At 69.7% G+C, this 25,804-nt stretch carries 23 protein-coding genes; 19 read left to right on the forward strand and 4 right to left on the reverse strand.

Annotated elements, in window-relative coordinates:
* The first annotated feature begins 8 nt into the window (after positions 1-8).
* From metH to hisG, 6 genes are all read left to right on the forward strand, one after another.
* Entirely contained in the window at positions 9-3,578 is a 3,570-nt protein-coding gene (metH, locus tag ACWPOC_RS18540) for a methionine synthase (protein WP_120282813.1), read from the forward strand.
* Complete coding sequence (locus ACWPOC_RS18545) at positions 3,571-4,278, forward strand: HAD family hydrolase (RefSeq protein WP_455409138.1); 708 nt, start codon at positions 3,571-3,573, stop codon at positions 4,276-4,278. The genes metH and ACWPOC_RS18545 overlap by 8 nt, the downstream gene beginning before the upstream one ends.
* A 1-nt stretch (position 4,279) precedes the next feature.
* Positions 4,280-5,140, forward strand: a complete 861-nt coding sequence (trhO, locus tag ACWPOC_RS18550; protein ID WP_120282817.1) for an oxygen-dependent tRNA uridine(34) hydroxylase TrhO — start codon at positions 4,280-4,282, stop codon at positions 5,138-5,140.
* A gap of 4 nt (positions 5,141-5,144) precedes the next feature.
* On the forward strand, positions 5,145-6,032 hold the full coding sequence (locus ACWPOC_RS18555; protein ID WP_455409139.1) for a pseudouridine synthase: 888 nt from the start codon (positions 5,145-5,147) through the stop codon (positions 6,030-6,032).
* Positions 6,033-6,093: 61 nt separating this feature from the next.
* Positions 6,094-6,375 carry a phosphoribosyl-ATP diphosphatase gene (locus tag ACWPOC_RS18560; RefSeq protein ID WP_170318512.1) on the forward strand — a complete coding sequence of 94 codons (282 nt, stop codon included), beginning with the start codon at positions 6,094-6,096 and terminating at the stop codon, positions 6,373-6,375.
* Between the two features lie 91 nt (positions 6,376-6,466).
* Positions 6,467-7,330: an ATP phosphoribosyltransferase gene (gene hisG / locus ACWPOC_RS18565; RefSeq protein ID WP_120282821.1), complete on the forward strand. Its 864-nt coding sequence runs from the start codon at positions 6,467-6,469 to the stop codon at positions 7,328-7,330.
* 41 nt (positions 7,331-7,371) lie between these two features.
* Here hisG and ACWPOC_RS18570 read toward each other — a convergent pair whose 3' ends face one another.
* Positions 7,372-8,211: a thioesterase family protein gene (locus tag ACWPOC_RS18570; protein ID WP_120282823.1), complete on the reverse strand. Its 840-nt coding sequence runs from the start codon at positions 8,209-8,211 to the stop codon at positions 7,372-7,374.
* A complete protein-coding gene (locus tag ACWPOC_RS18575; protein WP_120282825.1) occupies positions 8,208-9,131 on the reverse strand; it encodes a RecB family exonuclease in 924 nt (307 codons plus the stop codon). The genes ACWPOC_RS18570 and ACWPOC_RS18575 overlap by 4 nt, the downstream gene beginning before the upstream one ends.
* Before the next feature lie 89 nt (positions 9,132-9,220).
* Here ACWPOC_RS18575 and ACWPOC_RS18580 point away from each other — a divergent pair, with 89 nt between their 5' ends.
* Positions 9,221-10,072, forward strand: coding sequence for a tRNA (adenine-N1)-methyltransferase (locus ACWPOC_RS18580; protein ID WP_060653154.1), 852 nt, complete (start codon positions 9,221-9,223; stop codon positions 10,070-10,072).
* A gap of 21 nt (positions 10,073-10,093) precedes the next feature.
* Here ACWPOC_RS18580 and ACWPOC_RS18585 read toward each other — a convergent pair whose 3' ends face one another.
* Complete coding sequence (locus ACWPOC_RS18585) at positions 10,094-10,573, reverse strand: nuclear transport factor 2 family protein (RefSeq protein WP_120282826.1); 480 nt, start codon at positions 10,571-10,573, stop codon at positions 10,094-10,096.
* Positions 10,574-10,760: 187 nt separating this feature from the next.
* Here ACWPOC_RS18585 and arc point away from each other — a divergent pair, with 187 nt between their 5' ends.
* From arc to prcA, 6 genes are all read left to right on the forward strand, one after another.
* The gene (gene arc, locus ACWPOC_RS18590; protein ID WP_120282828.1) at positions 10,761-12,530 is read left to right on the forward strand and encodes a proteasome ATPase; all 1,770 of its coding nucleotides are present in this window, start codon (positions 10,761-10,763) and stop codon (positions 12,528-12,530) included.
* A 90-nt stretch (positions 12,531-12,620) separates the two neighbouring features.
* Positions 12,621-13,007, forward strand: a complete 387-nt coding sequence (locus tag ACWPOC_RS18595) for a nitroreductase family deazaflavin-dependent oxidoreductase (protein WP_120282829.1) — start codon at positions 12,621-12,623, stop codon at positions 13,005-13,007.
* A 55-nt stretch (positions 13,008-13,062) separates the two neighbouring features.
* On the forward strand, positions 13,063-14,556 hold the full coding sequence (gene dop, locus ACWPOC_RS18600) for a depupylase/deamidase Dop (RefSeq protein WP_006552172.1): 1,494 nt from the start codon (positions 13,063-13,065) through the stop codon (positions 14,554-14,556).
* Positions 14,557-14,721: 165 nt separating this feature from the next.
* Positions 14,722-14,913 (forward strand): ubiquitin-like protein Pup, encoded by a 192-nt coding sequence (locus ACWPOC_RS18605; RefSeq protein ID WP_006552173.1) that lies wholly within the window; start codon positions 14,722-14,724, stop codon positions 14,911-14,913.
* Between the two features lie 89 nt (positions 14,914-15,002).
* Positions 15,003-15,764: a proteasome subunit beta gene (gene prcB / locus ACWPOC_RS18610; RefSeq protein WP_225623829.1), complete on the forward strand. Its 762-nt coding sequence runs from the start codon at positions 15,003-15,005 to the stop codon at positions 15,762-15,764.
* Positions 15,761-16,573 (forward strand): proteasome subunit alpha, encoded by an 813-nt coding sequence (gene prcA, locus ACWPOC_RS18615; protein WP_120282833.1) that lies wholly within the window; start codon positions 15,761-15,763, stop codon positions 16,571-16,573. The genes prcB and prcA overlap by 4 nt, the downstream gene beginning before the upstream one ends.
* Here prcA and ACWPOC_RS18620 read toward each other — a convergent pair.
* Positions 16,474-18,072, reverse strand: a complete 1,599-nt coding sequence (locus ACWPOC_RS18620; RefSeq protein ID WP_455409140.1) for a bifunctional phosphatase PAP2/diacylglycerol kinase family protein — start codon at positions 18,070-18,072, stop codon at positions 16,474-16,476. The genes prcA and ACWPOC_RS18620 overlap by 100 nt on opposite strands.
* A gap of 31 nt (positions 18,073-18,103) precedes the next feature.
* Here ACWPOC_RS18620 and pafA point away from each other — a divergent pair, with 31 nt between their 5' ends.
* The 6 genes from pafA to ACWPOC_RS18650 all read left to right on the forward strand — a co-directional run bounded on the left by pafA (position 18,104) and on the right by ACWPOC_RS18650 (position 25,794).
* Complete coding sequence (pafA, locus tag ACWPOC_RS18625; protein ID WP_026061779.1) at positions 18,104-19,462, forward strand: Pup--protein ligase; 1,359 nt, start codon at positions 18,104-18,106, stop codon at positions 19,460-19,462.
* A gap of 88 nt (positions 19,463-19,550) precedes the next feature.
* The gene (locus ACWPOC_RS18630; protein ID WP_120282837.1) at positions 19,551-20,546 is read left to right on the forward strand and encodes a helix-turn-helix transcriptional regulator; all 996 of its coding nucleotides are present in this window, start codon (positions 19,551-19,553) and stop codon (positions 20,544-20,546) included.
* Complete coding sequence (locus tag ACWPOC_RS18635) at positions 20,543-21,592, forward strand: helix-turn-helix transcriptional regulator (RefSeq protein ID WP_230791791.1); 1,050 nt, start codon at positions 20,543-20,545, stop codon at positions 21,590-21,592. The genes ACWPOC_RS18630 and ACWPOC_RS18635 overlap by 4 nt, the downstream gene beginning before the upstream one ends.
* Positions 21,593-21,719: 127 nt before the next feature.
* A complete protein-coding gene (gene tatA / locus ACWPOC_RS18640) occupies positions 21,720-21,977 on the forward strand; it encodes a Sec-independent protein translocase subunit TatA (protein ID WP_120282841.1) in 258 nt (85 codons plus the stop codon).
* Between the two features lie 104 nt (positions 21,978-22,081).
* On the forward strand, positions 22,082-23,044 hold the full coding sequence (tatC, locus tag ACWPOC_RS18645) for a twin-arginine translocase subunit TatC (RefSeq protein WP_120282842.1): 963 nt from the start codon (positions 22,082-22,084) through the stop codon (positions 23,042-23,044).
* The gene (locus ACWPOC_RS18650) at positions 23,041-25,794 is read left to right on the forward strand and encodes a DEAD/DEAH box helicase (RefSeq protein WP_455409141.1); all 2,754 of its coding nucleotides are present in this window, start codon (positions 23,041-23,043) and stop codon (positions 25,792-25,794) included. The genes tatC and ACWPOC_RS18650 overlap by 4 nt, the downstream gene beginning before the upstream one ends.
* The last annotated feature ends 10 nt before the right edge of the window (positions 25,795-25,804 follow it).

Here is a 25,804-nt window from a genome sequence, read left to right on the forward strand (position 1 = left end):
TGAAGGGCATGTCCACCCCACTTCATTCTGTCCTGCTCGATGCGCTGACCCAGCGCGTTGTCATCGGAGACGGGGCGATGGGCACCATGTTGCAGGCCGCGGATCTCTCGCTCGACGACTTCCGCGGTTTGGAGGGGTGCAACGAGATCCTCAACGAATCTCGTCCCGATGTGATCCGGGGGATCCACCGGGCGTACTTCGAGGCCGGCGCCGACGTCGTCTCGACGAACACCTTCGGCTGCAACCTGCCCAACCTCGCCGACTACGACATCGCCGACCGCATCCGTGAGCTGTCCGAGCTCGGTACCCGCCTCGCCCGCGAGGTCGCCGACGAGATGGGCCCCGGTGCCGACGGCGTGGCCCGCATGGTGATCGGGTCGATGGGTCCGGGTACGAAGCTGCCCACCCTCGGCCACGCACCGTTCGCTGTGCTGCGCGACGCCTACGGTGAGGCGGCACTGGGCATGCTCGACGGTGGTGCCGACGCGATCCTCGTGGAGACCTGCCAGGACCTGTTGCAGGCGAAGGCCGCGATCATCGGCAGCAAGCGGGCGATGGAGCAGGCCGGTCGCCGGATCCCGATCGTCACCCACGTGACGGTGGAGACCACCGGCACGATGCTGCTCGGTTCCGAGATCGGTGCCGCGCTGACCGCCCTCGAGCCGCTCGGCATCGACCTGATCGGGTTGAACTGCGCGACCGGTCCGGCGGAGATGAGCGAGCACCTGCGGTATCTGTCGCAGCACGCGACGATCCCGGTGTCGGTGATGCCGAATGCGGGTCTGCCGGTGCTGGGCGCGAACGGCGCCGAGTACCCGCTGCAGCCGGAGGAGCTCGCCGAGGCCCTGGCCGGTTTCGTCTCCGAGTACGGGCTGACCTTCGTCGGTGGCTGCTGCGGCACGACCCCCGAGCACATCCGGCAGGTCGCCGAGGCGGTGCGCGGGGTGCAGCCGGCGCCGCGCGCACCGCAGCCGGAGCCGGGTGTGTCGTCGCTGTACACCTCGGTGCCGTTCGAGCAGGACGCGTCGATCCTGATGATCGGTGAGCGCACCAACACGAACGGGTCGAAGGCGTTCCGTGAGGCGATGCTCGCCGCGGATTGGCAGAAGTGCCTGGACATCGCGAAGGACCAGATCCGCGACGGTGCGCACATGCTGGATCTGAACGTCGACTACGTCGGGCGCGACGGGGCGGCGGACATGGCGGTGCTGGCGTCGCGGTTCGCGACGTCGTCGACGTTACCGATCATGATCGACTCGACGGAGCCGGACGTGATCAAGGCGGGCCTCGAGCATCTCGGGGGTCGCTGCGCGGTGAACTCGGTGAACTACGAGGACGGTGACGGTCCGGGTTCGCGGTTCGAGCGGATCATGGAGCATGTCGTCGAGCACGGCGCGGCGGTGGTCGCGTTGACGATCGACGAGGAGGGCCAGGCCCGTACCGCCGAGCACAAGGTGCGCATCGCCGAGCGGCTGATCGCGGATCTGACCGGTAAGTGGGGGTTGTCGCCGCAGGACATCATCGTCGATGCGTTGACCTTCCCGATCTCGACGGGCCAGGAGGAGGTGCGGCGCGATGCGATCGAGACGATCGAGGCGATCCGCCGCATCCACGAGGCGCATCCGGAGGTGCACTTCACCCTCGGTATCTCGAATGTGTCGTTCGGTCTGAATCCGGCGGCGCGGCAGGTGCTGAACTCGGTGTTCCTGAACGAGTGCACCGAGGCGGGGCTGGACACGGCGATCGTGCACGCGTCGAAGATTCTGCCGATGGCGCGGATCCCGGAGGAGCAGCGGCAGGTGGCGCTGGATCTGGTGTACGACCGGCGCAGGGAGGGTTACGACCCGCTGCAGAAGCTGATGGAGCTCTTCGAGGGGGTGTCGGCGGCGTCGGCACGCGAGTCGCGGGCGCAGGAGCTGGCGGCGTTGCCGTTGTTCGAGCGGCTCGAGCGGCGCATCGTCGACGGGGAGCGCAACGGTCTCGAGGACGATCTGACCGAGGCGATGAAGACCACTCCGCCGCTGGCGATCATCAACGACACGCTGTTGTCGGGCATGAAGACCGTCGGTGACCTGTTCGGGTCGGGTCAGATGCAGTTGCCGTTTGTGCTGCAGTCCGCCGAGGTGATGAAGACCGCGGTGGCTTTTTTGGAGCCGCACATGGAGTCGACCGGGGACGAGGGCAAGGGCCGGATCGTGCTGGCGACGGTCAAGGGCGATGTGCACGACATCGGCAAGAATCTCGTGGACATCATCCTGTCGAACAACGGCTACGAGGTGGTCAACCTCGGCATCAAGCAGCCGATCGCGACGATCCTCGACGCGGCGGTGGACAAGCGCGCCGATGTGATCGGCATGTCGGGTCTGCTCGTGAAGTCGACGGTGGTGATGAAGGAGAACCTCGAGGAGCTCAACGCTCGCGGGGTCGCCGAGCAGTTCCCGGTGTTGCTCGGTGGTGCGGCGCTGACCCGCAGCTACGTCGAGAACGATCTGGCAGAGGTCTACGAGGGCAAGGTGTCCTACGCCCGCGATGCGTTCGAGGGTCTGTCGTTGATGGACCGCGTCATGGCCGAGAAGCGCGGTGAGGGTCCGGCGCCGGACAGCCCGGAGGCGATCGAGGCCGCGCGTAAGGCCGCCGAGCGCAAGGAGCGTCACGAGCGCAGCAAGCGGATCGCGGAGAAGCGCAAGGCCGCGGAGACGCCGGCGGAGATCCCCGAGCGCAGTGATGTCGCGAAGGATCTGCCGGTGCCGACGCCGCCGTTCTGGGGCACCCGGGTGATCAAGGGCATCCCGCTGGCGGACTATGCGGCGCTGGTCGACGAGCGTGCGCTGTTCCTGGGGCAGTGGGGGCTGCGCGGGCAGCGCGGTGGCGACGGCCCGAGCTACGAGGAGCTCGTGGAGACCGAGGGCCGGCCGCGGTTGCGGTACTGGCTGGACCGGTTGGCGACCGAGGGCATCCTGCAGCACGCCGCGGTGGTGTACGGCTACTTCCCGGCGGTGTCCGAGGGTGACGACGTGGTGGTGCTGACCGAGCCGCGTCCGGATGCTCCCGAGCGTTACCGGTTCACCTTCCCGCGGCAGCAGCGTTCGCGGTTCCTGTGCATCGCCGATTTCGTGCGGTCGCGGGAGGATGCGCTCGCGTCGGGTCAGGTGGATGTGTGGCCGTTCCAGTTGGTGACGATGGGGCAGCCGATCGCGGACTTCGCGAACGAGTTGTTCGCGTCGAATTCGTACCGCGACTATCTCGAGGTGCACGGCATCGGTGTGCAGCTGACTGAGGCGCTGGCCGAGTACTGGCATCGGCGGGTGCGGCAGGAGCTGGCGTTCGCCGAGGGCGGCACGGCGGCGGACGAGGATCCGGAGGAGGTCGCGGAGTACTTCAAGCTCGCCTACCGCGGCGCCCGGTTCGCGTTCGGTTACGGCGCGTGCCCGAATCTCGAGGACCGCATCAAGCTGGTCGAGCTGCTCGAACCCGAGCGGATCGGGGTGGAGCTATCGGAGGAGTTGCAGTTGCATCCCGAGCAGTCCACCGATGCGTTCGTGCTGCACCACCCGGAGGCGAAGTACTTCAATGTCTGATCGGGTGGAGGCGCCGCTCGCGGTGCAGACCGGTGCGCTGCGGGCGGTGCTGTGGGACATGGACGGCACCTTGCTCGAATCGGAACGCTTGTGGGACATCGGGATGCACGAGTTGTCGTTGCATCTCGGTGGGCCAATGAGCGACGAGACCCGCATCTCCACGATCGGTGGGCCGATGGATCTGGCGGTGCTGCGCACCTTCGCCGGGCTCGGTCTGGAACCGACCCCGGACGAGGCGGCGGCTGCGGCGGCGTGGCTGACGGACTACATGGGCCGGTTGTTCGCCGACGGGTTGTCGTGGCGGCCCGGCGCGCAGGCGGCGCTGCGCACCGTCCGCGCGGCCGGGTTGGGGTCGGTGCTGGTGACCAACACCGAGCGGGCGTTGTGCGAGGTGGCCCTCGAAACGTTGGGCCGCGAGCATTTCGATCATTCGGTGTGCGGTGACGAGGTGCCGGCCGGCAAACCCGATCCGGCGCCCTACCTGCGGGCCGCGGAATTGCTCGGTCTGGCTCCGGCGCAGTGCCTGGCGGTGGAGGATTCCCCGACCGGGGCGGCCGCGGCGGATGCGGCCGGGTGCACGGTGCTGGTGGTGCCGTCGCTGGTGGATGTGCCCGGCTCGGAGCGGCGGGTGTTCCGGTCCACGCTCGAGGGGTTGAGCGCCGAGGACCTACACGAGCTGCACGGTGCGGGGGTGCCCTGAGGTGGCGGTTCCGAAGATCGTGCTGTTCTACAAGTTCACCCCGCTGCCCGACCCGGAGGCGATCCGGTTGTGGCAGCACACCCTCGCGTCGTCGCTGGGGTTGACCGGGCGGATCCTCATCTCGGAGCACGGCATCAACGGCACCGTCGGCGGTGACATCGCCGACGTGAAGAAGTACGTCCGTGGGTTGCGCGGCTATGCGGCGTTCAAGGACATCGACATCAAGTGGTCCGACGGCACCGGCGGCGACTTTCCGCGCCTGTCGGTGAAGGTGCGCCCGGAGATCGTGACCTTCGGGGTGCCCGACGAGGTGAAGGTCGACGAGAACGGCATCGTCGACGGCGGCACCCATCTGTCGCCGCACGGCGTGCACGAGCTGGTTGCCGAGCGCGGCGACGAGGTGGTGTTCTTCGACGGCCGCAACCGATTCGAGGCGCAGATCGGCCGGTTCCGGGACGCGATCGTGCCGGACGTGGCCACGACCCGCGATTTCGTCGCCGAGCTCGACAGTGGACGTTACGACCATCTCAAGGGCCGCCCGGTGGTGACCTACTGCACCGGTGGGGTGCGCTGTGAGGTGCTGTCGGCGTTGATGCGCAACCGCGGGTTCGAGGAGGTCTACCAGCTCGACGGCGGCATCGTCCGTTACGGCGAGACCTTCGGTGACGAGGGCCTGTGGGAGGGTTCGCTGTACGTCTTCGACGGGCGGATGAACGTCGAGTTCAGCGACGAGGCGACGGTGATCGGCCGCTGCGCCCTGTGCGGGACGCCGACCTCGCGGTACCGGAATCATCCGGACCTCCGCGGCCGGGAGTTGACCTTGGTGTGCGAGGGTTGCGTCCCGGACCCCGTGGAGGCGTAGACCGGTGCGTGCTGCACCGCTGCCGGTGCGTGACGGGCTCGGCCCCGACCGCATCCGGATGCCCGGTGACGTCGACGCGGCCACGATCGTCGAGTTCCTGCAGGCCGGCCATCCCGAGGAGGACTGGGCGGCGCACATGGCGGCGGGGGAGCTGGTCGACGAGCACGGCCGCCGCATCGATGCGTGCACGCCGTATCAGCCGACGCGGTTCGTGTACTTCTACCGTGATCCGGCGCCGGAGGTGCCGGTGCCGTTCCCGGTGCACGTGTTGCATCGGGAGGACGGGCTCGTGGTCGTGGACAAGCCACATTTTCTGGCGACGATCCCGCGCGGCGCGCACATCCGCGAGTCGGTGGTGGTGCGGTTGCGGCGCGAGCTGGAGTTGCCGCATCTGGTGCCGGTGCACCGGCTCGACCGGATGACCGCCGGGGTGCTGCTGTGCACGACGGACCCGGCGTGGCGGCGGCCCTATCAGGAGCTGTTCGAACGGCAGCGGGTGCGCAAGGTGTACGAGGCGGTCGCCGGTTATCGGCCGGACCTGTCGTTCCCGCAGGTGGTGCGCACCCGGATCGTCAAGCGGCACGGGGAGTTGACGGCCGAGCAGTTCGCCGACGAGCCGAATTCGGAGACGCGCATCGAGTTGGTCGAGCGGCGGGGGGAGCTGGCCCGTTACCGGTTGTTCCCGCGCACCGGCCGCACCCACCAGTTGCGGCTGCATCTGGCGTCGTTGGGGGTGCCGATCGTGGGGGACAACTTCTATCCGCGGTTCCGGCGGCGCGACGCGGACGATTTCACCGATCCGCTGCGGTTGCTGGCGCGGTCGCTGGAGTTCACCGATCCGATCAGCGGGCTGGCGCGGCAGTTCGTCAGCGGGCGCGAACTCGAGTTCTGAGCGGGTGTCGGTATCTTCCGAGCGGGTGTCGGTGTCCTGGCTGCGGGGCCGGTGGCGGGGCATGAAACAATCGACCCCTGTGAAGACCTTCGATTCCCTGTTCGCCGAGCTGTCCGAACGCGCCGCGACCCGCCCCGAGGGCTCCGGCACCGTCGCCGCCCTGGACGCCGGCGTGCATTTCCAGGGCAAGAAGGTACTCGAAGAGGCCGGTGAGGTGTGGATCGCCGCCGAGTACCAGTCCGACGAGGAACTGTCCGAGGAGATTTCGCAGCTGCTGTACTGGGTGCAGGTGCTGATGGTGGGGCGGGGTCTGAAGCTCGAGGACGTCTACAAGCATCTGTGACGGCCGGTGGCCCGCTGTGTCGGTGCCGCCGTCCGTGCCCTGTAGATCCCTTCCTCGCTTCTGCTCGTCGTTCGAAAGGACCCCATCCGTCATGCTGCGCGTCGCAGTCCCCAACAAAGGTTCGCTGTCCGAGTCCGCCGCCGAGATCCTGCAGGAGGCCGGCTACCGTCGGCGCACCGATTCGCGGGATCTGACGGTCATCGACCCGGTCAACGATGTCGAGTTCTTCTTCCTGCGGCCGAAGGACATCGCGATCTACGTCGGTTCCGGCGAGCTGGATCTGGGGATCACCGGCCGCGATCTGTCGATGGATTCGGGGGCTCCGGTCACCGAGCGGTTGTCGCTGGGCTTCGGGTCCTCGCGTTTCCGGTACGCCGCGCCGAAGGGCCGCGACTGGTCGGTCGAGGATCTGCAGGGGCTGCGCATCGCCACCTCGTACGCGAATCTGGTGCGTCGTGATCTCGCCGCCCGCGGCATCGAGGCGGAGGTGATCCGGCTCGACGGTGCGGTGGAGATCTCCATCCAGCTCGGCGTCGCCGACGCGATCGCCGATGTGGTCGGCTCGGGCCGGACGTTGCGGCAGCACGATCTCGTCGCCTTCGGCGAGTCGCTGTGTGATTCGGAGGGTGTGCTGATCGAGCGGGAAGGTTCGGATCGCTCGGATCGGGCCCGCAACCAGCTGATCGCCCGCCTCGAGGGTGTGGTCTTCGCGCAGCAGTACGTGATGATCGACTACGACTGCCCCAAGCACCTGCTCGACCAGGCCGTACAGGTGACGCCCGGTCTCGAGTCGCCGACGATCTCGCCGCTGGCGAACGAGAACTCGGTGGCGGTGCGGGCGATGGTGCCGCGCAAGGGCCACAACGCGGTGATGGACCGGCTCGCCGAGATCGGTGCCCGCGCGATCCTCGCGTCGAACATCCGCTCGTGCCGGGCGATGCGCGCCCCCGAATAGACGCGCACCGTTCCCGACATCTTCCGGTGCGGCCCCGCTGATCAGCGGGGCCGCACCTGCACGTTCTGGGTGATGCGGCCGAGCGCGCCGGTCTCGTCGTAGAGCAGACCGGCGGTCATGCCGATCCCGTCGGGTCCGACGGACATCTCCGCGGCGATCCCCACCCAGTCCTGTTCGCGGAACTCGGGGGCGCGGAACAGGTGCACGGTCAGTTCGGTGTTGAGGAAGGTGTACTCGCGGGCGTCGAGTTTGGAGCCGACACCGTTGGCGACGTCGGCGACGCTCATCAACCGGTCGAGTCCGCTGGGGGTTTCGCCTTCGACGAGGGCGATCTCGCTGCGCATCCACGCCGACGACAGGCCGGGAGCGCCGAAGGGGACGATGATGCGCCAGTCGACGGTGCCGATGTAGCCGCCCTTCCAGGCAGGGTGCGGGGCACTGGCTTCGAGGTGACCGGGGGCGGGCAGCGGGGTCTCCGAGGTATGCGCGACCTGCGGCAGGTCGACGGTTTCGAGGCGCCAGCCGGTGCCGCGCGCGACCGCGCGGTCGGTGCCGTCGGGGGTGGTGGCCCACAATTCGGCGACGACCAGTTCGATGCGGCGACCGGGTCGTTCGATGTGGGTGCGCACCTCGAGGTCGGTGAGCGGGACGGGGCCGAGCAGTTCGACGGTGAGCCGGCTCAGGCGGGTGTCGGGGCGGGGCCGGTGCCGTTCGATGGCGCGGGCGAGCAGCGCCGAGGGTGGGGCGCCGTGCTGCAGGTGTGGTCCCCAGGTGCTGACGGTGTGTTCGGTGGGGCGGAACACCGCGATCTCGACGTCGTCGACCGGACCGGTGGGGGTGGTCGGCCGGGGGACCGGCACGTAGTAGGCGGCGTCGCTCACTCGGGATTCTCCTGCTGCTCGATGCGGTGGGGCGCACCCGGTGTCGACTGGAGCGATGGTGTCGATCGGGTCGACTGGATCGACTGCTGGATCGACTGCGTCGCAACGCCGTCGACGGGATACGGCGGTGGGGTACCGCCGAACGCCGGGCACAATGCCCGATGATCGCACCACCGGCAGCCGGGACCGGGGTCGGGGCGGAAGTCGCCGCTGGCGCGCAACTGCCGGATCGTCACCCACATCGCGCGCACGATCCGTTCGAAGCGGCACAGTTCCTCGGGGTCGGGCCGGTAGTTCAGCACCTGACCGTCGCCGAGGTACAGCAGCCGCAGCGAGGCCGGGACGACGCCGCGCTGCCGCCACAGGATCAGCGCGTAGAACTTCAGCTGGAACAGCGCCGCCCGCTCGCCGCGCGGGGACGGGGCGCGGCCGGTCTTGTAGTCGACGACGTGCACCGCCCCGGTGGCGTCGACGTCGAGGCGGTCGATGATGCCGCGCAGTGGAACGTCGCCGTCGAGGGTCGTCTCCACTCGCAGTTCGCAGCCGCCGGTGGTGACGGTGGTGGGGTCCTCGACGGTGAAGTAGGTGCTCAGCAGCGCGGCGGCCTCGGCGAGGAAACCCGCGTCGTCGGTGTCCACGCCGAGATCGGGGGTGGCGGCGAGGACCCGGGCCAGGGCGTCGGGCAGCAGGGTCTGCGCGGCAGCGGGGGTGCGGGCCGGTCCGTCGAGGCCGAACAGCGCTTCGAGGGCGGCGTGGACGACGGTGCCGCGCGCCTGGGCGCGGGTCGGGGGTGTGGTGAGCCGGTCGACGGCCTTGAAGCGGTAGAGCAGCGGGCAGCGGGTGAAGTCGGCGGCCCGGGAGGGGGACAGGGCGACCGGCCGCACTGTGTCGGTGGGGGGTGTGGGCGCAGCTGTGGTCACACCTGGCAGGCTAGGACGCGGGTCCGACACGGTGTCGGACCCGCGTGCCCGATCCCGGGTGCGGGGCTGGAACGAAGGTGGACACGGCGATGGCAGTAGGCGGACTCGGGCGCAGCGGACCCTTCCAGGTGGGGGACCGGGTGCAGTTGACCGACGCCAAGGGCCGCAAGTACACCGTGGTGCTCGAACCGGGCAAGGAGTTCCACACCCACCGCGGCGGGATCCTGCACGACGACCTGATCGGCACCGACGAAGGTGTGGTGGTCACCTCCACCAACGGCACCCCCTATCTGGCGTTGCGTCCGCTGCTCGTCGACTATGTGATGTCGATGCCGCGCGGTGCGCAGGTGATCTACCCGAAGGACGCCGCGCAGATCGTGCAGGAGGGCGACATCTTCCCCGGTGCGACGGTGCTCGAGGCCGGCGCCGGCTCCGGTGCGCTGACGTGTTCGTTGCTGCGCGCGGTCGGGGAGAGCGGCCGGGTGATCTCCTATGAGGTGCGCGAGGACCATCTCGAATACGCCGAGCGCAATGTCGACACCTTCTTCGGGGAGCGCCCGGCGAACTGGACGACGGTGCTCGGGGATCTGGCGGACTACGACGTCGAGAAGTACGGCCGTGTGGACCGGGTGGTGCTGGACATGCTCGCCCCCTGGGATGTGCTCGAGACGGTGAAGAAGGCGCTGGTACCCGGCGGGGTGCTCATCGTCTACGTGGCGACGACGACGCAGCTGTCGCGGGTGGTCGAGGCGATGCGGGAGCAGACCTGCTGGACCGAGCCGCGCTCGTGGGAGTCGATGGTGCGCGGGTGGCACGTGGTGGGGCTGGCGGTACGTCCCGAGCATCGGATGCAGGGGCACACGGCGTTCCTGGTCAGTGCCCGGCGTCTGCAGGACGGGGTGGAGACCCCGAAGCCGCAGCGTCGGCCCAGCAAGGGCTGAGCCGACGCCGACCGGCGGGGGTTATTCGCAGCTGAGCGTGCCCATGGCCAGGATCGAGCAGGCGCTCTCGTCGGCGATGACCCAGGTGCCGTCGATCTGCTCGAAGGTCAGCGGCATCGGGGCGCCGCCGTGCGGGCCGGCGACCTCGGTGGTCGCGGTGACGGTGTCGGCGTCGACCGTGGTGATCTCGCCGACGGTGCCGGTGAGCGGGTAGCCGGCGAGCACTCCGGTGAACTGGTCGAGCACGGCGGTGCGCGCGGTGCCGTTCTCCACGACCGCGGCGCGGTCCTCGGTGGTGGCGGCCGGGTCGAAGAACACGTCGATCTGTTCCTGCAGCTGCTCGACGGTGACCGCGGCGGTCACGGTGGTGCTGGTGGTCGTCGTCGCGCTGGTCGTGGTGGCGGTGTCGTCGCCGGCGTCGTCGGAGCTGCAGCCGGTCAGGGCGGTGAGGGCGGCGATCGCGGTGGCGGCGCAGAGTGTGCGGACTGGACGTGGGGTCACGGAGGAGTACCTTTCGAGAGAAACGGTCGACGCACGATATTTAGGGCAGCCTAACAGCGTGTCGGGTGTGCGGTGCCATGGCGCGTCCCACACGCGACACATGTTCGGAACACGACTGTTTCGTGTCCTCCCCCATGTGGGGCGATGTCCCGGTAGCGTGGAATGACCGACAGTGGAGGGAGTCGCTATGAGCTCGTCAGAGAAGCCGGATGCGGTTGCGGCGGCACGCGAAATCGAAGAGTTGCGCGCAGAGGTGGCGACCTTGCGTCGTCGGCTCGGCGAACCGTCCGATCAGGTACGCGACCTCGAAGCCCGGCTCGAGTCCCTCACGGTCCGCAACGGCAAACTGCTCGAGACCCTCAAGGATGCGCGCCAGCAGCTGATCACGCTGCGCGAGGAGGTCGACCGGCTGGCCCAGCCGCCGAGCGGCTACGGGGTGCTGCTCGAGACGTTCGACGATCAGACCGTCGACGTGTTCACCTCGGGCCGCAAGATGCGGGTCGCGGTGTCCCCGAATCTCGAACTCGACACCTTCCGGCCCGGTCAGACGGTGCGGTTGAACGAGGCGTTGACCGTCGTGGAGGTCGGTGGGTTCGAGCGCGTCGGCGAGATCACCACCCTGCGGGAGGTGCTCGACGACGGCACCCGCGCGCTGGTGGTCGGGCACGCCGACGAGGAACGCATCGTGTGGCTGGCGGCCCCGCTCGCCGCGGCCGCCGCCGACGACAGGACCGATGTGCTCGTCGACGACGAGAACTCGTTCACGCTGCGCCCGGGTGATTCGCTGCTGGTCGACAGCAAGGCCGGCTACGCCTTCGAACGGATCCCCAAGGCCGAGGTCGAGGATCTCGTGCTCGAGGAGGTCCCGGACGTCGGCTACAGCGACATCGGTGGCCTGGGCCGGCAGATCGAGCAGATCCGCGACGCGGTGGAGCTGCCGTTCCTGCACAAGGATCTGTTCCGCGAGTACTCGCTGCGCCCGCCGAAGGGTGTGCTGCTGTATGGCCCGCCCGGTTGCGGTAAGACCCTGATCGCGAAGGCGGTCGCGAACTCGCTGGCGAAGAAGATCGCCGAGGCCCGCGGCGACGATTCGAAGGAAGCGAAGTCGTTCTTCCTCAACATCAAGGGCCCGGAGCTGCTGAACAAGTTCGTCGGTGAGACCGAGCGGCACATCCGGTTGATCTTCCAGCGGGCCCGGGAGAAGGCGTCCGAGGGCACGCCGGTGATCGTGTTCTTCGACGAGATGGACTCGATCTTCCGCACCCGCGGTTCCGGTGTGTCCTCCGATGTGGAGACCACGGTGGTGCCGCAGCTGCTCGCCGAGATCGACGGTGTCGAAGGGCTCGAAAACGTCATCGTCATCGGTGCGTCGAACCGTGAGGACATGATCGACCCGGCGATCCTGCGGCCCGGCCGCCTCGACGTGAAGATCAAGATCGAGCGTCCGGACGCGGAGGCCGCGCAGGACATCTTCTCGAAGTACCTGACCGAGAGCCTGCCGGTGCACGCCGACGATCTCGCCGAGTTCGGCGGCGATCGGGTCGCGTGCGTGCGGGCGATGATCGAGCGGGTCGTCGAGCGGATGTACGCCGAGTCCGAGGACAACCGGTTCCTCGAGGTCACCTACGCCAACGGCGACAAGGAGGTCCTGTACTTCAAGGACTTCAACTCCGGCGCGATGATCCAGAACATCGTCGACCGGGCGAAGAAGTACGCGATCAAGTCGGTGCTCGAGACCGGGGCGCCCGGTCTGCGGGTGCAGCACCTGCTCGACTCGATCGTCGACGAGTTCGCCGAGAACGAGGACCTGCCCAACACCACGAATCCGGACGACTGGGCCCGGATCTCGGGAAAGAAGGGCGAGCGGATCGTGTACATCCGCACCCTGGTCACCGGCAAGAACGCCAGCGCGAGCCGTGCGATCGACACCGAGTCGAACACCGGCCAGTACCTGTAGGAATCGACCACGACAATCGATCCGCGACGGCCGGGCCTTCCCTCCTCCGGAAGGTCCGGCCGTCGCGGCCTCTCGGGGGGAGGACCGTCCATGCCGTTGCCGCACACCATGGCCCGGTTCAACAAGCTCGTCACCAACCGGGTCACCACCCCGTTCGCTCAGCTGCTGCCGGGCACCGCGGTGGTCGAACATCGCGGGCGCCGCTCGGGCCGGATGTTCCGCACCCCGGTTCTGCTGTTCACCGTCGGCGACGACCTGCGGATCGCGTTGACCTACGGCGCCGACACCGACTGGGTGCGCAACGTGTGCGCCGCCGGCGAGGCGGTGGTGCACACCCGGGGCAGGGCGATCCCGGTGCGCGACCCGCGGCTCGGAACCGACCCGCAGGCGAGGTGGGCGCCGCCGCCGGTGCGGGTGGCGCTGCAGGCGATCGGGGCGCACGGCTATCTGGACTGCACCCCGCAGCCGCACCGCTGACCGGTGGCGGGGCTGTTCACGACCGTGAGCGTCCGGATCGCCTAGGCTCGAGGGCATGCAGCGGATCATCGGTATCGAGGTCGAGTACGGGATCTCCTCACCCAACGAGCCATCGGCGAACCCGATCCTGACCTCCACGCAGGCGGTGCTGGCCTATGCGGCCGCCGAAGGGGTGCCGCGCGCGAGGCGCACCCGCTGGGACTACGAGGTCGAATCGCCCCTGCGCGACGCGCGGGGCTTCGATCTGGGCCGGTTCAACGGCCCGGCCCCGGTCATCGACGCCGACGAGGTCGGTGCCGCGAACATGATCCTCACCAACGGTGCGCGCCTGTACGTCGACCACGCCCACCCCGAATACTCCGCCCCGGAGGTCGCCGACCCTCTCGACGCGGTGATCTGGGACAAGGCCGGGGAACGGGTGATGGAGGCCGCCGCCCGGCACGCGTCGAGTGTGCCCGGCGCACCGCGACTGCAGCTGTACAAGAACAACGTCGACGGCAAGGGCGCCTCCTACGGCACCCACGAGAACTACCTGATGGACCGCGAGACCCCGTTCTCGGCGGTGGTCGCGGGCCTGACCCCGTTCTTCGTCTCCCGGCAGGTCATCACCGGCTCCGGCCGGGTCGGGATCGGCCAGTCCGGTGACGAGCCCGGTTTCCAGCTCTCGCAGCGCGCCGACTACATCGAGGTCGAGGTGGGTCTCGAGACCACCCTCAAGCGCGGCATCATCAACACCCGCGACGAACCGCACGCCGACGCCGACAAGTACCGGCGGCTGCACGTGATCATCGGCGACGCGAATCTGGCGGAGATGTCCACCTACCTCAAGGTCGGCACCACCGCGCTGGTGCTCGACCTGATCGAGGCCGGCATCGACCTGTCGGATCTGCAGCTCGCCCGCCCGGTCACCGCGGTGCACCACATCAGCCACGACCCGTCGCTGCGCAAGACCGTCGCGCTCGCCGACGGCCGGGAGCTGACCGGTCTGGCGCTGCAGCGGATCTATCACGAGCGGGTCGCGAAGTTCCACGACGGCACCGAGGACAAACGGATCCTCGACATCCTCGACAAGTGGGCGATGGTGCTCGACCTGCTCGAACGCGACCCGATGGAATGCGCCGACCTGCTGGACTGGCCCGCCAAGCTGCGGCTGCTCGAGGGCTTCCGCAACCGCGAGGGACTGTCCTGGTCGGCGCCGCGCCTGCACATGGTCGACCTGCAGTACTCGGATGTGCGCCTGGACAAGGGTCTGTACAACCGGCTCGTCGCCCGCGGGTCGATGCAGCGGCTGGTCTCCGAGCAGCAGGTCCTCGATGCGGTGCACACCCCGCCGTCGGACACCCGCGCCTACTTCCGCGGTGAGTGCCTGCGCCGCTTCGGTGCCGATATCGCGGCGGCGAGCTGGGATTCGGTGATCTTCGATCTCGGTCGCGAGTCGCTGGTGCGCATCCCGACCCTCGAGCCGCTGCGGGGCAGCCGCGCGCATGTCGGGGAGCTGCTCGAGACGGCGCAGTCGGCGGCGGAGTTGGTCGATCAGCTCACCCACTGACCGCCCCTGTTGCGGTGGGCGGTGGCCGGATCACGGGTCGCGAGTACGCGTGTCGCCACCGGTGGACCGTTTCGCTGGGTAGGGTAGGAGTTCGAAGCAGCGGTGACCACACCGATCGTCGACCGGTGACGGTTCCGCGCCGAGTACAGGAGGAGGTCGGCGGCTATGGCACAGGAGCAGACCACACGCGGTGGCGGCGGAGACGACGACGAGGTCGTCGGTGACGGCGGTGCCGGTCAGGAGCGTCGCGAGAAGCTCGCCTCGGACACCGACGATCTTCTCGACGAGATCGACGACGTGCTCGAGGAGAACGCAGAGGACTTCGTGCGGGCATATGTGCAGAAAGGTGGCCAGTGACAGCCGAACGATCCTCTCTTCCCTACCGCGAGGTGCAGCCGAAGCTGCACCTCGCGTCGCCCTTGTCGTCGTTCTCCGACCACCTGCGGATGCACGCCCCGGAGATGCTGCCGGAGAACCGGTTCCGGTTCGAACGAGGTGACCACGTGGACCTCGCCCCGCACGGCACCACCATCGTGGCGCTGACCTTCGACGGGGGTGTGCTCATCGCCGGCGACCGGCGCGCGACCATGGGCAACCTGATCGCCTCCCGCGACGTCGACAAGGTGTTCGTCACCGACAACTATTCGGCGGCCGGCATCGCCGGCACCGCGGGCCTGGCGATCGAGCTCGTGCGACTGTTCGCGGTCGAACTCGAGCACTACGAGAAGATCGAAGGGGTGCCGCTGACCTTCGACGGCAAGGCCAATCGGCTCTCGTCGATGGTGCGCGGCAATCTCGGTGCGGCCATGCAGGGCCTGGCCGTGGTGCCGTTGCTGGTCGGTTTCGACCTCGACGCCGCCGACGCGCACCGCGCCGGGCGGATCGTGTCCTACGACGTGGTCGGGGGCCGCTACGAGGAACGCGCCGGCTACCACGCGGTCGGCTCCGGATCGTTGTTCGCCCGCTCGTCGCTCAAGAAGCTCTACCGCACCGACGCCGACGAGCAGAGCGCGCTGCGCACCGCCGTCGAGGCGCTGTACGACGCGGCCGACGACGACACCGCCACCGGTGGTCCCGACACCACCCGCGGGATCTACCCGACCGCGGTGGTGATCACCGCGGCCGGCGCCGTGGCCGTCGCGGAGGAAACCCTGTCCGAGCTGGCCCGCACCATCGTGGCCGACCGCACCGCAGGAGATGCCCGGTGACACTTCCGTACTATGCATCGGCCGAGCAGATCATGCGCGATCGCTCGGAGCTGGCCCGTAAGGGCATCGCCCGGGGCCGGTCGGTGATCGCGTTGACCTACGCCGATGGTGTGCTGCTGGTGGCGGAGAATCCGTCGAAGGCACTGCACAAGATCAGCGAACTGTACGACCGGGTCGGTTTCGCCGCCGTCGGCAAGTACAACGAGTTCGAGAATCTGCGGCGCGCCGGGATCATGCACGCCGACATGCGTGGCTACTCCTACGACCGGCGGGACGTGACCGGGCGGGCGCTGGCGAACGCCTACGCGCAGACCCTCGGCACCATCTTCACCGAGCAGCCCAAGCCGTACGAGGTGGAGATCTGTGTCGCCGAGGTCGGGCGCGCCGACACCGACGACGGCCCGCAGCTGTACCGCATCACCTACGACGGGTCGATCGTCGACGAGTCGCAGTTCGTGGTGATGGGCGGCAACACCGAACCGATCGTCACCGCGCTGCGCTCGTCGTACAAGCCGGGTCTGCCGCTCGACGAGGCGGTCGCCGTGGCGGTGACCGCGCTGCAGCAGCCCGCCACCGCCGATGCGGCGCCGCGGGTGCTCGGTCGCGGCGAACTCGAGGTCGCGGTGCTCGAGAAGCAGCGGCCGCGCCGCGCCTTCCGGCGTATCTCGGGGGCGGCGCTCGACGCGCTGCTGCCCAGCACCGGGTCCGCTCAGGCGGCGCCGTCGGCCGCGCCCGCCGATCCGGCCCCCGAATCGGGGTCCGACACCACGACCGGCTCGGAGACCGGGTCCGGTCCCGACGCGGGCTGATCCACCGCGAGCCGATAGACCGTCAACGCCGACGGCACCACCTCGAAGTCGAAACAGGTGCCGTCGGCGAGGACTTCCCCGTCCGTGGCCAACGCCACCGGATCCCCGATGACCTCCACCGACAGGCCCGGGCTGTGCCGTTGCCGGTACATCGGTGAGGCGCCGAGGGTTCCGGTCGCCGCAGCGACGAGCAGCCGGAACCGCGAGAACCGGCTCTCGGCCGGCAGATACCGCACGTCGAGGGTGCCCGGATCCAGATGCGCGCGGGACATCGGCACCTGATCTGCCGGGGTGTAGCGGCCGTTGCCGACGAACAGCAACCACACGGCCCGTCCCGCCCCGTCGATCCGTACGGGCATCGGGCTCGCCGTGCGCAGCACCGCGAGCATCGCCAGCCCCGCCGCCGGCCACTTGCCGATCCGCGGTTCCCAGTGCTCCCGCAACCGCACCGCATCCGGATAGCCGCCCAGGCTGGCGGTGTTGACGAACCGCCGCACCGTGCGTCCCTCCGGCCCGGTCACCGTCACCTGTCCGAGCCCGACGGCCACCGCCTGCCCGGCGGTGACCGCCCGCACCGTCTCCTCCAGATCCACCACGCCGAGGTCGAGCGCGAAATGGTTGAGGGTGCCCCCGGGGAACACCGCCACCGGCAGCTGCGCGTCGACGGCGACGTCGAGCACCGCCGCGACCGTGCCGTCCCCGCCGCACACCCCCACCGCCTGCGGCCGATACTCGGTCAGCAAATGCTCCAGTTGCTCAGCCGGATCGCGCTCGGGGTCCAGGTCGATGCGCCGCAGCCCCGGGAGCGCGGCGGTGACCGCCGCGGCGATCTCCTCGGCGGTCCCGGCGTCTCGGTTGACGACCAGCAGCATCCCCTCACCGCCGGGTAGGGCGGGCGCAGCCGCCACGACCTGCACGGTCGCCGGTTCGCGGCTGCGCACCGCCCACCAGCGACGCGTCGACCACGCCACCGTCGCCCCGACCGCCCCGCCGACGAGCACGTCACCGGGCCAGTGCACGCCGGTGTGCACCCGCGAATAGGCCACCGCCGCGGCCAGCGGCGCCAGAACGACCCCGGTCGCAGGGGATTCGAGCGCCACCCCGGTCGCGAACGCCGCCGCCGACGCGGCGTGCCCGGACGGGAACGACGACGAGCGGGGGATCGGCACACTGCGGCGCCGGAACTTCGGGTCGGTGCGCGCCGGGGGTCGGCGGCGCGGCAACAGCGGCTTGAGCAGCCCGTTGGTCAGGGCGCTGGCCCCGGCCACCGACAGCAGGCCCCGCACCGCCCCGCGGCGGGCGTGACCGCTGGCGGCGGCGCACACCGCGGCGCACGCGACCCACAGCACACTGTGATTGGCGGCCCGCCCGAGATCGCGCAGCAACGGGTCGGCGGGGGACGGGCGCAGCGCCCCGGTGCGCTCGAACAGGGCCCGGTCGGCGGTGCGGTAACGCTCGCGAACGATCACACCACGACCGTAGATGTCGTTGCGACCCATGGGGGTCGGGTTCGCGCGGTACTGTCGAGGTGTGCAGCGACGAATCATGGGTATCGAGACGGAGTTCGGCGTCACGTGTACCTTCCACGGGCATCGTCGGTTGAGCCCCGACGAGGTGGCCCGCTATCTGTTCCGCCGGGTGGTGTCCTGGGGGCGCAGCTCGAACGTCTTCCTGCGGAACGGGGCGCGACTGTATCTCGATGTCGGCTCGCACCCCGAGTACGCCACCGCCGAGTGCGACGACCTGCTCCAGCTCGTCGAGCACGACCATGCCGGCGAGCGGGTCCTCGAGGAACTGCTCATCGATGCCGAGCAGCGTCTCGCCGAGGAAGGCATCGGCGGCGATATCTTCCTGTTCAAGAACAACACCGACTCGGCGGGCAACTCCTACGGCTGCCACGAGAACTATCTCGTCGCCCGCGTCGGCGAGTTCTCCCGCATCTCCGATGTGCTGCTGCCCTTCCTGGTGACCCGGCAGCTGATCTGCGGCGCCGGGAAGGTGCTGCAGACCCCCAAGGCCGCCACCTTCTGCCTGTCGCAACGCGCCGAGCACATCTGGGAGGGCGTCTCGTCGGCGACCACCCGGTCGCGGCCGATCATCAACACCCGCGACGAACCGCACGCCGACGCCGAGAAATATCGGCGCCTGCACGTGATCGTCGGGGACTCGAACATGTCCGAGACTACCACCATGCTCAAGGTGGGATCGGCGGCGTTGGTGCTCGAGATGATCGAGGCCGGGGTGCCGTTCCGGGACTTCGCGCTCGACAACCCGATTCGCGCCATCCGCGAGGTCTCCCACGACCTGACGGGCCGGCGCCCGGTGCGCCTGGCCGGCGGCCGGCAGGCCAGTGCCCTGGACATCCAGCGCGAATACCACGCGCGGGCCGTGGAGTATCTGCACCAGCGCGAACCCGACCCGCACGTCGCGCAGGTGGTGGACCTGTGGGGCCGCGTCCTCGACGCCGTCGAATCGCAGGACTTCGCGAAGGTCGACACCGAGATCGACTGGGTGATCAAGCGCAAGCTGTTCCAGCGCTACCAGGACCGCTACAACATGGAGCTGTCGGATCCGAAGATCGCCCAGCTCGACCTGGCCTATCACGACATCAAGCGCGGCCGCGGCGTGTTCGACCTGCTGCAACGCAAGGGGCTGGCGGCGCGGGCCACCGACGACGAGTCCGTCGACGCCGCGGTGAACACCCCGCCGCAGACCACCCGGGCGAAGCTGCGCGGTGATTTCATCGCCGCCGCACAGGCCGCAGGCCGTGATTTCACCGTCGACTGGGTGCATCTGAAGCTCAACGATCAGGCGCAGCGCACGGTGTTGTGCAAGGACCCGTTCCGGTCGGTGGACGAACGCGTCGAACGGCTCATCGCCTCCATGTGAGCACCGCCGCCCGTCGGAGCGGACCATCCGGTCCGATCCGATGGACGGTGATGCGGTGCCGGCGGCGCGCGGGCACTAGGGTTGGCGCGTGGCGATCTCGAAAGTCGAACGGCTGGTGAACCTGGTCATCGCGCTGCTGTCCACCCGACAGTTCGTGACCGCGGAGAAGATCCGTGCCTCGGTGGCCGGCTACTCCGAATGCGCGAGCGACGAGGCGTTCAGCCGCATGTTCGAGCGGGACAAGAACGAACTGCGCGATCTCGGGGTGCCCCTGGAGACGGGCCGGCCGTCGCGGTCGTCGACGGTGGAGGGCTACCGCATCAACCGCGACGCCTACGAACTGCCCGAGATCGACCTCACCCGCGAGGAGACCGCCGCCGTGGCCGTCGCCGCCGCACTGTGGGAATCGCCGGAGCTGACCGCCGCCGCGCAGGGCGCGGTGCTCAAGCTGCGTGCCGCCGGGATCCGCGTCGACACCGACGGCGGGGAGGTGGTCGCGCCGCTGCCGCCGCGCGCCCGTGGCTCCGAACCCGCGTTGACGGCATTGCTCGCCGCGATCGACGCGCGCCGCGCGGTGCGGTTCACCCACCGCAGTTCCCCCACCGAGCCGTGGTCGACGCGCACCGTCGAACCGTGGGGTGTGGTCACCGTGCACGGCCGCTGGTATCTCGTCGGCCACGACCGCGACCGCACTGCGGTGCGCACCTTCCGGCTCTCGCGCATCGGCGACGAGATCACCGCGATCGGCCCCGAAGGGGCGGTGCAGATCCCGGAGGGCGTGGATCTGCGGGGGCGGGTGCTCGCCGCGACCTCCCCCGCGGAGGTGAGCGGATCGGCGCGGCTGTGGGTGGCGGACGGGCGCGCCTGGGAGCTGCGCCGGCTCGGACAGGCCGGCGCGGCCCGGCGGATCGGCGACCGCGACGGGGTGGAACTCGAGGTGCCGGTGCGCTCGTGGGAGTGGATCGCCCGGATCGTCGCCGGGCAGGGCGCGGACGCGTTGGTGCTCGACCCACCGGAATTGCGGGCCGAGGTGCAGCGCATCCTCGAACAGGCAACCACGACTGCGGGGGAAGAGGGTCGATGAGCACACGACTGTCGGCGCGACTGGGACGACTGCTCAATCTCGTGCCCTATTTCCTGGCGCACCCGGGGATCAGCGCGGCCGAAGCCGCCCGCGACCTGGGGGTCACCCCGAAGCAGGTGATGGACGATCTGAACCAGCTGTGGGTGTGCGGGCTGCCCGGCTACGGGCCCGGCGATCTGATCGACCTGTCGTTCTCCGAGGACAGCATCGTGGTGACCTTCACCGCCGGCATCGAACGCCCTCTGCGGTTGACCTCCACCGAGGCCACCGCGCTGCTCGTGGCGCTGCGGTCGTTGCAGGAGATGCCCGGTGTCGTCGACCCGTCGGCGGCGCAGTCGGCGATCGCGAAGATCGAAGCGGCGGCCGGGACCGCCGCGCTGCCCGCCGACACCGCCACCACCACTGACACCGCCACCACCACTGACACCGCCACCGCCGTCGCCGAACCCGATCCGGACACCGCCGGGGACTCCGACGCCGCCGGACAGGTGCGGGCCGCGGTGCGCGACGGGCGCGCCGTGCACCTGACCTACTATTCGGCCTCCCGCGACACCGTCTCCGAACGCGACGTCGACCCGATCCGCATCGTCATCATCGACGAGCACGCCTATCTGCAGGCCTGGTGCCGCAGCGCCGAAGGGGTGCGGCTGTTCCGCTTCGACCGCATCGACGCCGCCACCGTGCTCGACGAGCCGGCGCGCCCGCCGCATCGGGCGATCACCGACGACGAGCACCTCGAACTGTTCGAGGGCGACCCGTCGCTGCCCGCCGCGCGGTTGCGCATCGCCCCGTCGTACACCTGGCTGCTCGACTACTACCCGCTCACCGACGTGCAGGTGCTCTCCGATGGCAGCTGCGAGGCGTCGATGCGGTACGCCTCGCCGGGGTGGATGGCGCGGCTGCTCGTCGGGCTCGGCGCCGGGGTGCAGGTGCTCGACCCACCGGAGTTGCAGGCGGCGGTGCGGGCGCGGGCCGAGGCGGCGCTGGCCGCCTATGCCGAGCTCGACGGGGAGAACCCGGCCCGCGGCGCGGGGCCGACACCCTGAGGGCGGCGATGTGAAACATCGGTATGAACCCTCCGCAAATTGTGGGTGGATACACCGGCGCGAAGCCTCGGGCTGTGCTCGAGGTCCGGTAGCATCGATCGGAGCCGATCAGTGGAGGTTGTTGTAAATGGGTGCAATGAGCCCCTGGCACTGGGCCATCGTGGCGCTGGTGGTCGTGATTCTCTTCGGTTCGAAGAAGCTGCCCGACGCCGCGCGCGGTCTCGGTCGTTCGCTCCGGATCTTCAAGAGCGAGGTCAAGGAGATGCAGAACGACGACGCCCGGGCGTCCGCGCCGCAGCAGCCGGCGCCGAATCCGTTGCCGGCCGCGCAGCCGACAGCCGATCCCGCCGCGCCGAACACGCACACCGAACCGCGGTCTGCCTGACCGACGTTCATCCTGCCGGGGCGCCCACCACGGGTGTCCCGGCGTTCCGCTGACCCCGGCACGCCCGCACGCCGGTGGTCTCGACAGGAGCTGAGAACCGCACCGTGCGCATCCCGTTCGATCCGCGCCGAAGCCGGCGCAAGACCAATCCCGACGGCACCATGTCGCTGGTCGAGCACCTCTACGAATTGCGCACGCGTCTGCTGATCGCTCTCGCTGCGATCGTGCTCACCACCATCCTCGGATTCGTCTGGTACAGCCGCAGCCTGTTCGGCCTCGACAGCCTCGGGGAGATCCTGCGCGGCCCCTACTGCGACCTGCCCGCCTCGGCCCGCGCCGACCTGAGCAACGACGGGGCGTGCCGACTGCTCGCCACCGGACCGTTCGAGCAGTTCATGCTGCGCCTGAAGGTCGCCGCGACCGCCGGCATCGTCATGGCGTGCCCGATCTGGCTGTACCAGTTGTGGGCGTTCGTCACCCCCGGCCTGTACCGCAAGGAACGCCGCTACGCGATCGGCTTCGTCACCTGCGGGGCGGCGCTGTTCGTCACCGGCGCGGTGCTGGCCTATCTGGTGATCTCCCACGCCTTGTCGTTCCTGCTGTCCGTCGGCAACGACGTGCAAATCACCGCCCTCTCGGGCGCCGAATACTTCGGGTTCCTCATCAACCTGCTGGTGATCTTCGGGGTGTCCTTCGAGATCCCGCTGGTGATCGTCGCGCTCAACGGCGTCGGGGTGCTGCCCTACGCCAAGCTCAAGGCGTGGCGGCGCGGGCTGATCATGGCGGTGTTCGTCTTCGCCGCCATCGCCACCCCCGGCCAGGATCCGTTCTCCATGCTCGCCCTGGCGTTGGCGCTCACGCTGCTCGTGGAGTTCGCCATCCAGATCGCCCGGCTGACCGACCGGCGCCGCGCCCGTAAGGCCCGCGCCGAAGGCTGGGCCGATCTCGACGACGACGAGGGTTCGACGATCCCGGCCCCGAGCCCGGTGGAGCCGGCAGCGCCGACGGCGCCCACCGACACCGTCCGGACCGATCCGGCCCGCACCGACTACTCCGACACCCTGTGACCGGCGACCCCACTCCCGGCCCCGGTGACGACGAGACCGGCACCGCGCCGCTCGTCCCCACCCCGCAGCTCGCGGAGTTCGCCACCGGCCTCGGGTTCCCGCTCGATCCGTTCCAGATCGAGGCGTGCCGCGCCCTCGAGGGTGGGCATTCGGTGCTGGTGTGCGCCCCCACCGGCGCCGGCAAGACCGTCGTCGGCGAGTTCGCGGTGTATCTGGCGCTGCAGGGCGGTTCCAAGTGCTTCTACACCACCCCGATCAAGGCGCTGAGCAACCAGAAGTACGCCGATCTGTGTGCCCGGCACGGCCGGGACTCGGTAGGTCTGCTCACCGGCGACCAGTCCATCAACTCCGATGCGCCGGTGGTGGTGATGACCACCGAGGTGCTGCGCAACATGATCTACGCGTCGTCCACCGCCCTGATCGGGCTCACCCACGTGGTGATGGACGAGGTGCACTTCCTCGCCGACCGGTTCCGCGGCGCGGTGTGGGAAGAGGTCATCCTGCACCTGCCGGAGGACGTGCGGCTGGCGTCGCTGTCGGCGACGGTGTCGAACGCCGAGGAATTCGGCGACTGGATGACCACGGTGCGCGGCGACACCACCGTCGTCGTCGACGAGGTGCGGCCCATCCCGCTGCACCAGCACATGATGCTCGGCTCCCGCATCTACGACCTGTTCGACCGCCGCGCCGACACCGACACCGCCCCGACCCGGCGGCGCCGCGACATCGTCGTCAACCCGGAGCTGGCGTCGGCGGTGCGGCAACGGCAGAGCCTGTCCGGGATGGACCGCTGGGGTGAACGCGGACCCCGTTTCCGGCCGCCGCCGCGCCCGGAGGTCATCGTCCGCCTCGACCGCGACGGTCTGCTGCCGGCCATCACCTTCGTGTTCAGCCGCGCCGGCTGCGACGCCGCGGTGCAGCAGTGCCTGCGCTCGGGTCTGCACCTGACCGACGACACCGAAGCCGCGGAGATCCGCCGGATCGTCGACGAGCACACCCGGGATCTGCCGCGCGGCGACCTCGAGGTCCTCGGTTACGCGTCGTGGCGCACCGCCCTCGAACGCGGCATCGCCGCTCACCACGCCGGGATGTTGCCGGCCTTCCGGCACACCGTCGAAGAACTCTTCGTGCGGGGGTTGGTGCGGGCGGTGTTCGCCACCGAGACCCTCGCGCTGGGCATCAATATGCCGGCCCGCACCGTGGTGCTCGAAAAGCTCGTCAAGTTCAACGGCGACACCCACGCCGAGCTGACCCCCGGCGAGTACACGCAGCTGACCGGCCGGGCCGGGCGGCGCGGCATCGACGTCGAGGGCCACGCGGTGGTGCTGTGGCAGCCGGGCATCGAACCGGCCTCGGTCGCCGGGCTCGCCTCCACCCGCACCTTCCCGCTGCGCAGCTCGTTCCGCCCGTCCTACAACATGGCGGTCAACCTCATCGACGCCGTCGGGGTGGAGCGGTCGCGGGCGTTGCTCGAGATGTCCTTCGCCCAGTTCCAGGCCGACAAGTCGGTGGTCGGTCTCAAACGCGGCATCGACCGCAACGAGGCCACCCTCGAGCAGCTGCGCGATCAGCTCGGTGGTGAGGGCAGCGAGATCCTCGACTATCTGCGGTTGCGCGCCGAGCTGACCGACGCCGAACGCGCCCACGAGCGGCGCGGCAAGCAGGATCGCCGGGCCGCGGCGGTGGCGTCGCTGGTGACCCTGCGGCGCGGTGACATCATCGCCGTGCCCGCCGGTAAACACACCGGCCTGGCCGTGGTGGTGCTGCCGGACACCGACGCTGGCGATCCGCGGCCGCAGGTCGTCACCGCCGACGCGTGGTCCGGTCGCCTCTCCGCCGGAGACTTCCCGACCCCGGCGACGGTGCTGGGCACGCTGCGGCTGCCGCGGCACGTCGATCACCGCACCGGCCGCGGGCGCCGTGACATCGCGTCGGCGTTGCGGTCGAAGGGCCTCGTGCCGCCGCGCCGTCCCAAGCGCAGCAAGTCCAAGGGCGACACTCGCGAGATCGACGCGTTGCGCCGCGAGCTCAAGCATCATCCGGCCCGCAAGCATCCCGATCTGGATTCGCTGGCGCGGGCCGGGGAGCGCTACCACCGGTTGCTGCGCGAAACTCAGCAGCAGCGCCGCAAGGCCTCCGCGGCGACGGATTCGCTGGCGCGCACCTTCGAGCGGATCGTCGCGCTGCTGACCGAACGCGGCTATCTCACCGAGGGTGACGATCCGGCGACCACCGAGGCGGGGGAGCGGCTCGCCCGCATCTACACCGAATCGGATCTGCTGGTCGCCGAATGCGTGCGTCGCCGAGCCTGGGCGGGACTGTCCGCCGCCGAACTCGCGGCGGTCGCCTCCGCGGTGATCTACGAGTCGCGCACCGACGAGCCGGTCACCTTCGTCGGACCGACCGGCCCGATCCGGCACGCGCTGGCCGAGACCACCCGGATCTGCGACGGGTTGCGGGCCGACGAGATCCGGCACCGGCTGCCCCCGACCCGCGAACCGGATCTGGGTTTCGTCACCGCCGCCTACACCTGGGCGTCGACCGCGTCGCTGACCGAGGCGCTCGTCGCCGCGGAGGCCGCCGGCAAGGAACTTTCACCCGGCGATTTCGTGCGGTGGTGCCGGCAGCTGATCGATCTGCTCGACCAGATCCGCACCTGTGCGGACGATCCGGAGCTCGCCCGCACCGCCGGCAAGGCGGTCGGGGCGGTGCGTCGCGGGGTCGTCGCCGTCGATCCCACCGCCGAATGACCCGGCCCCT

It is taken from the genome of Rhodococcus sp. 5G237 (assembly GCF_053764735.1).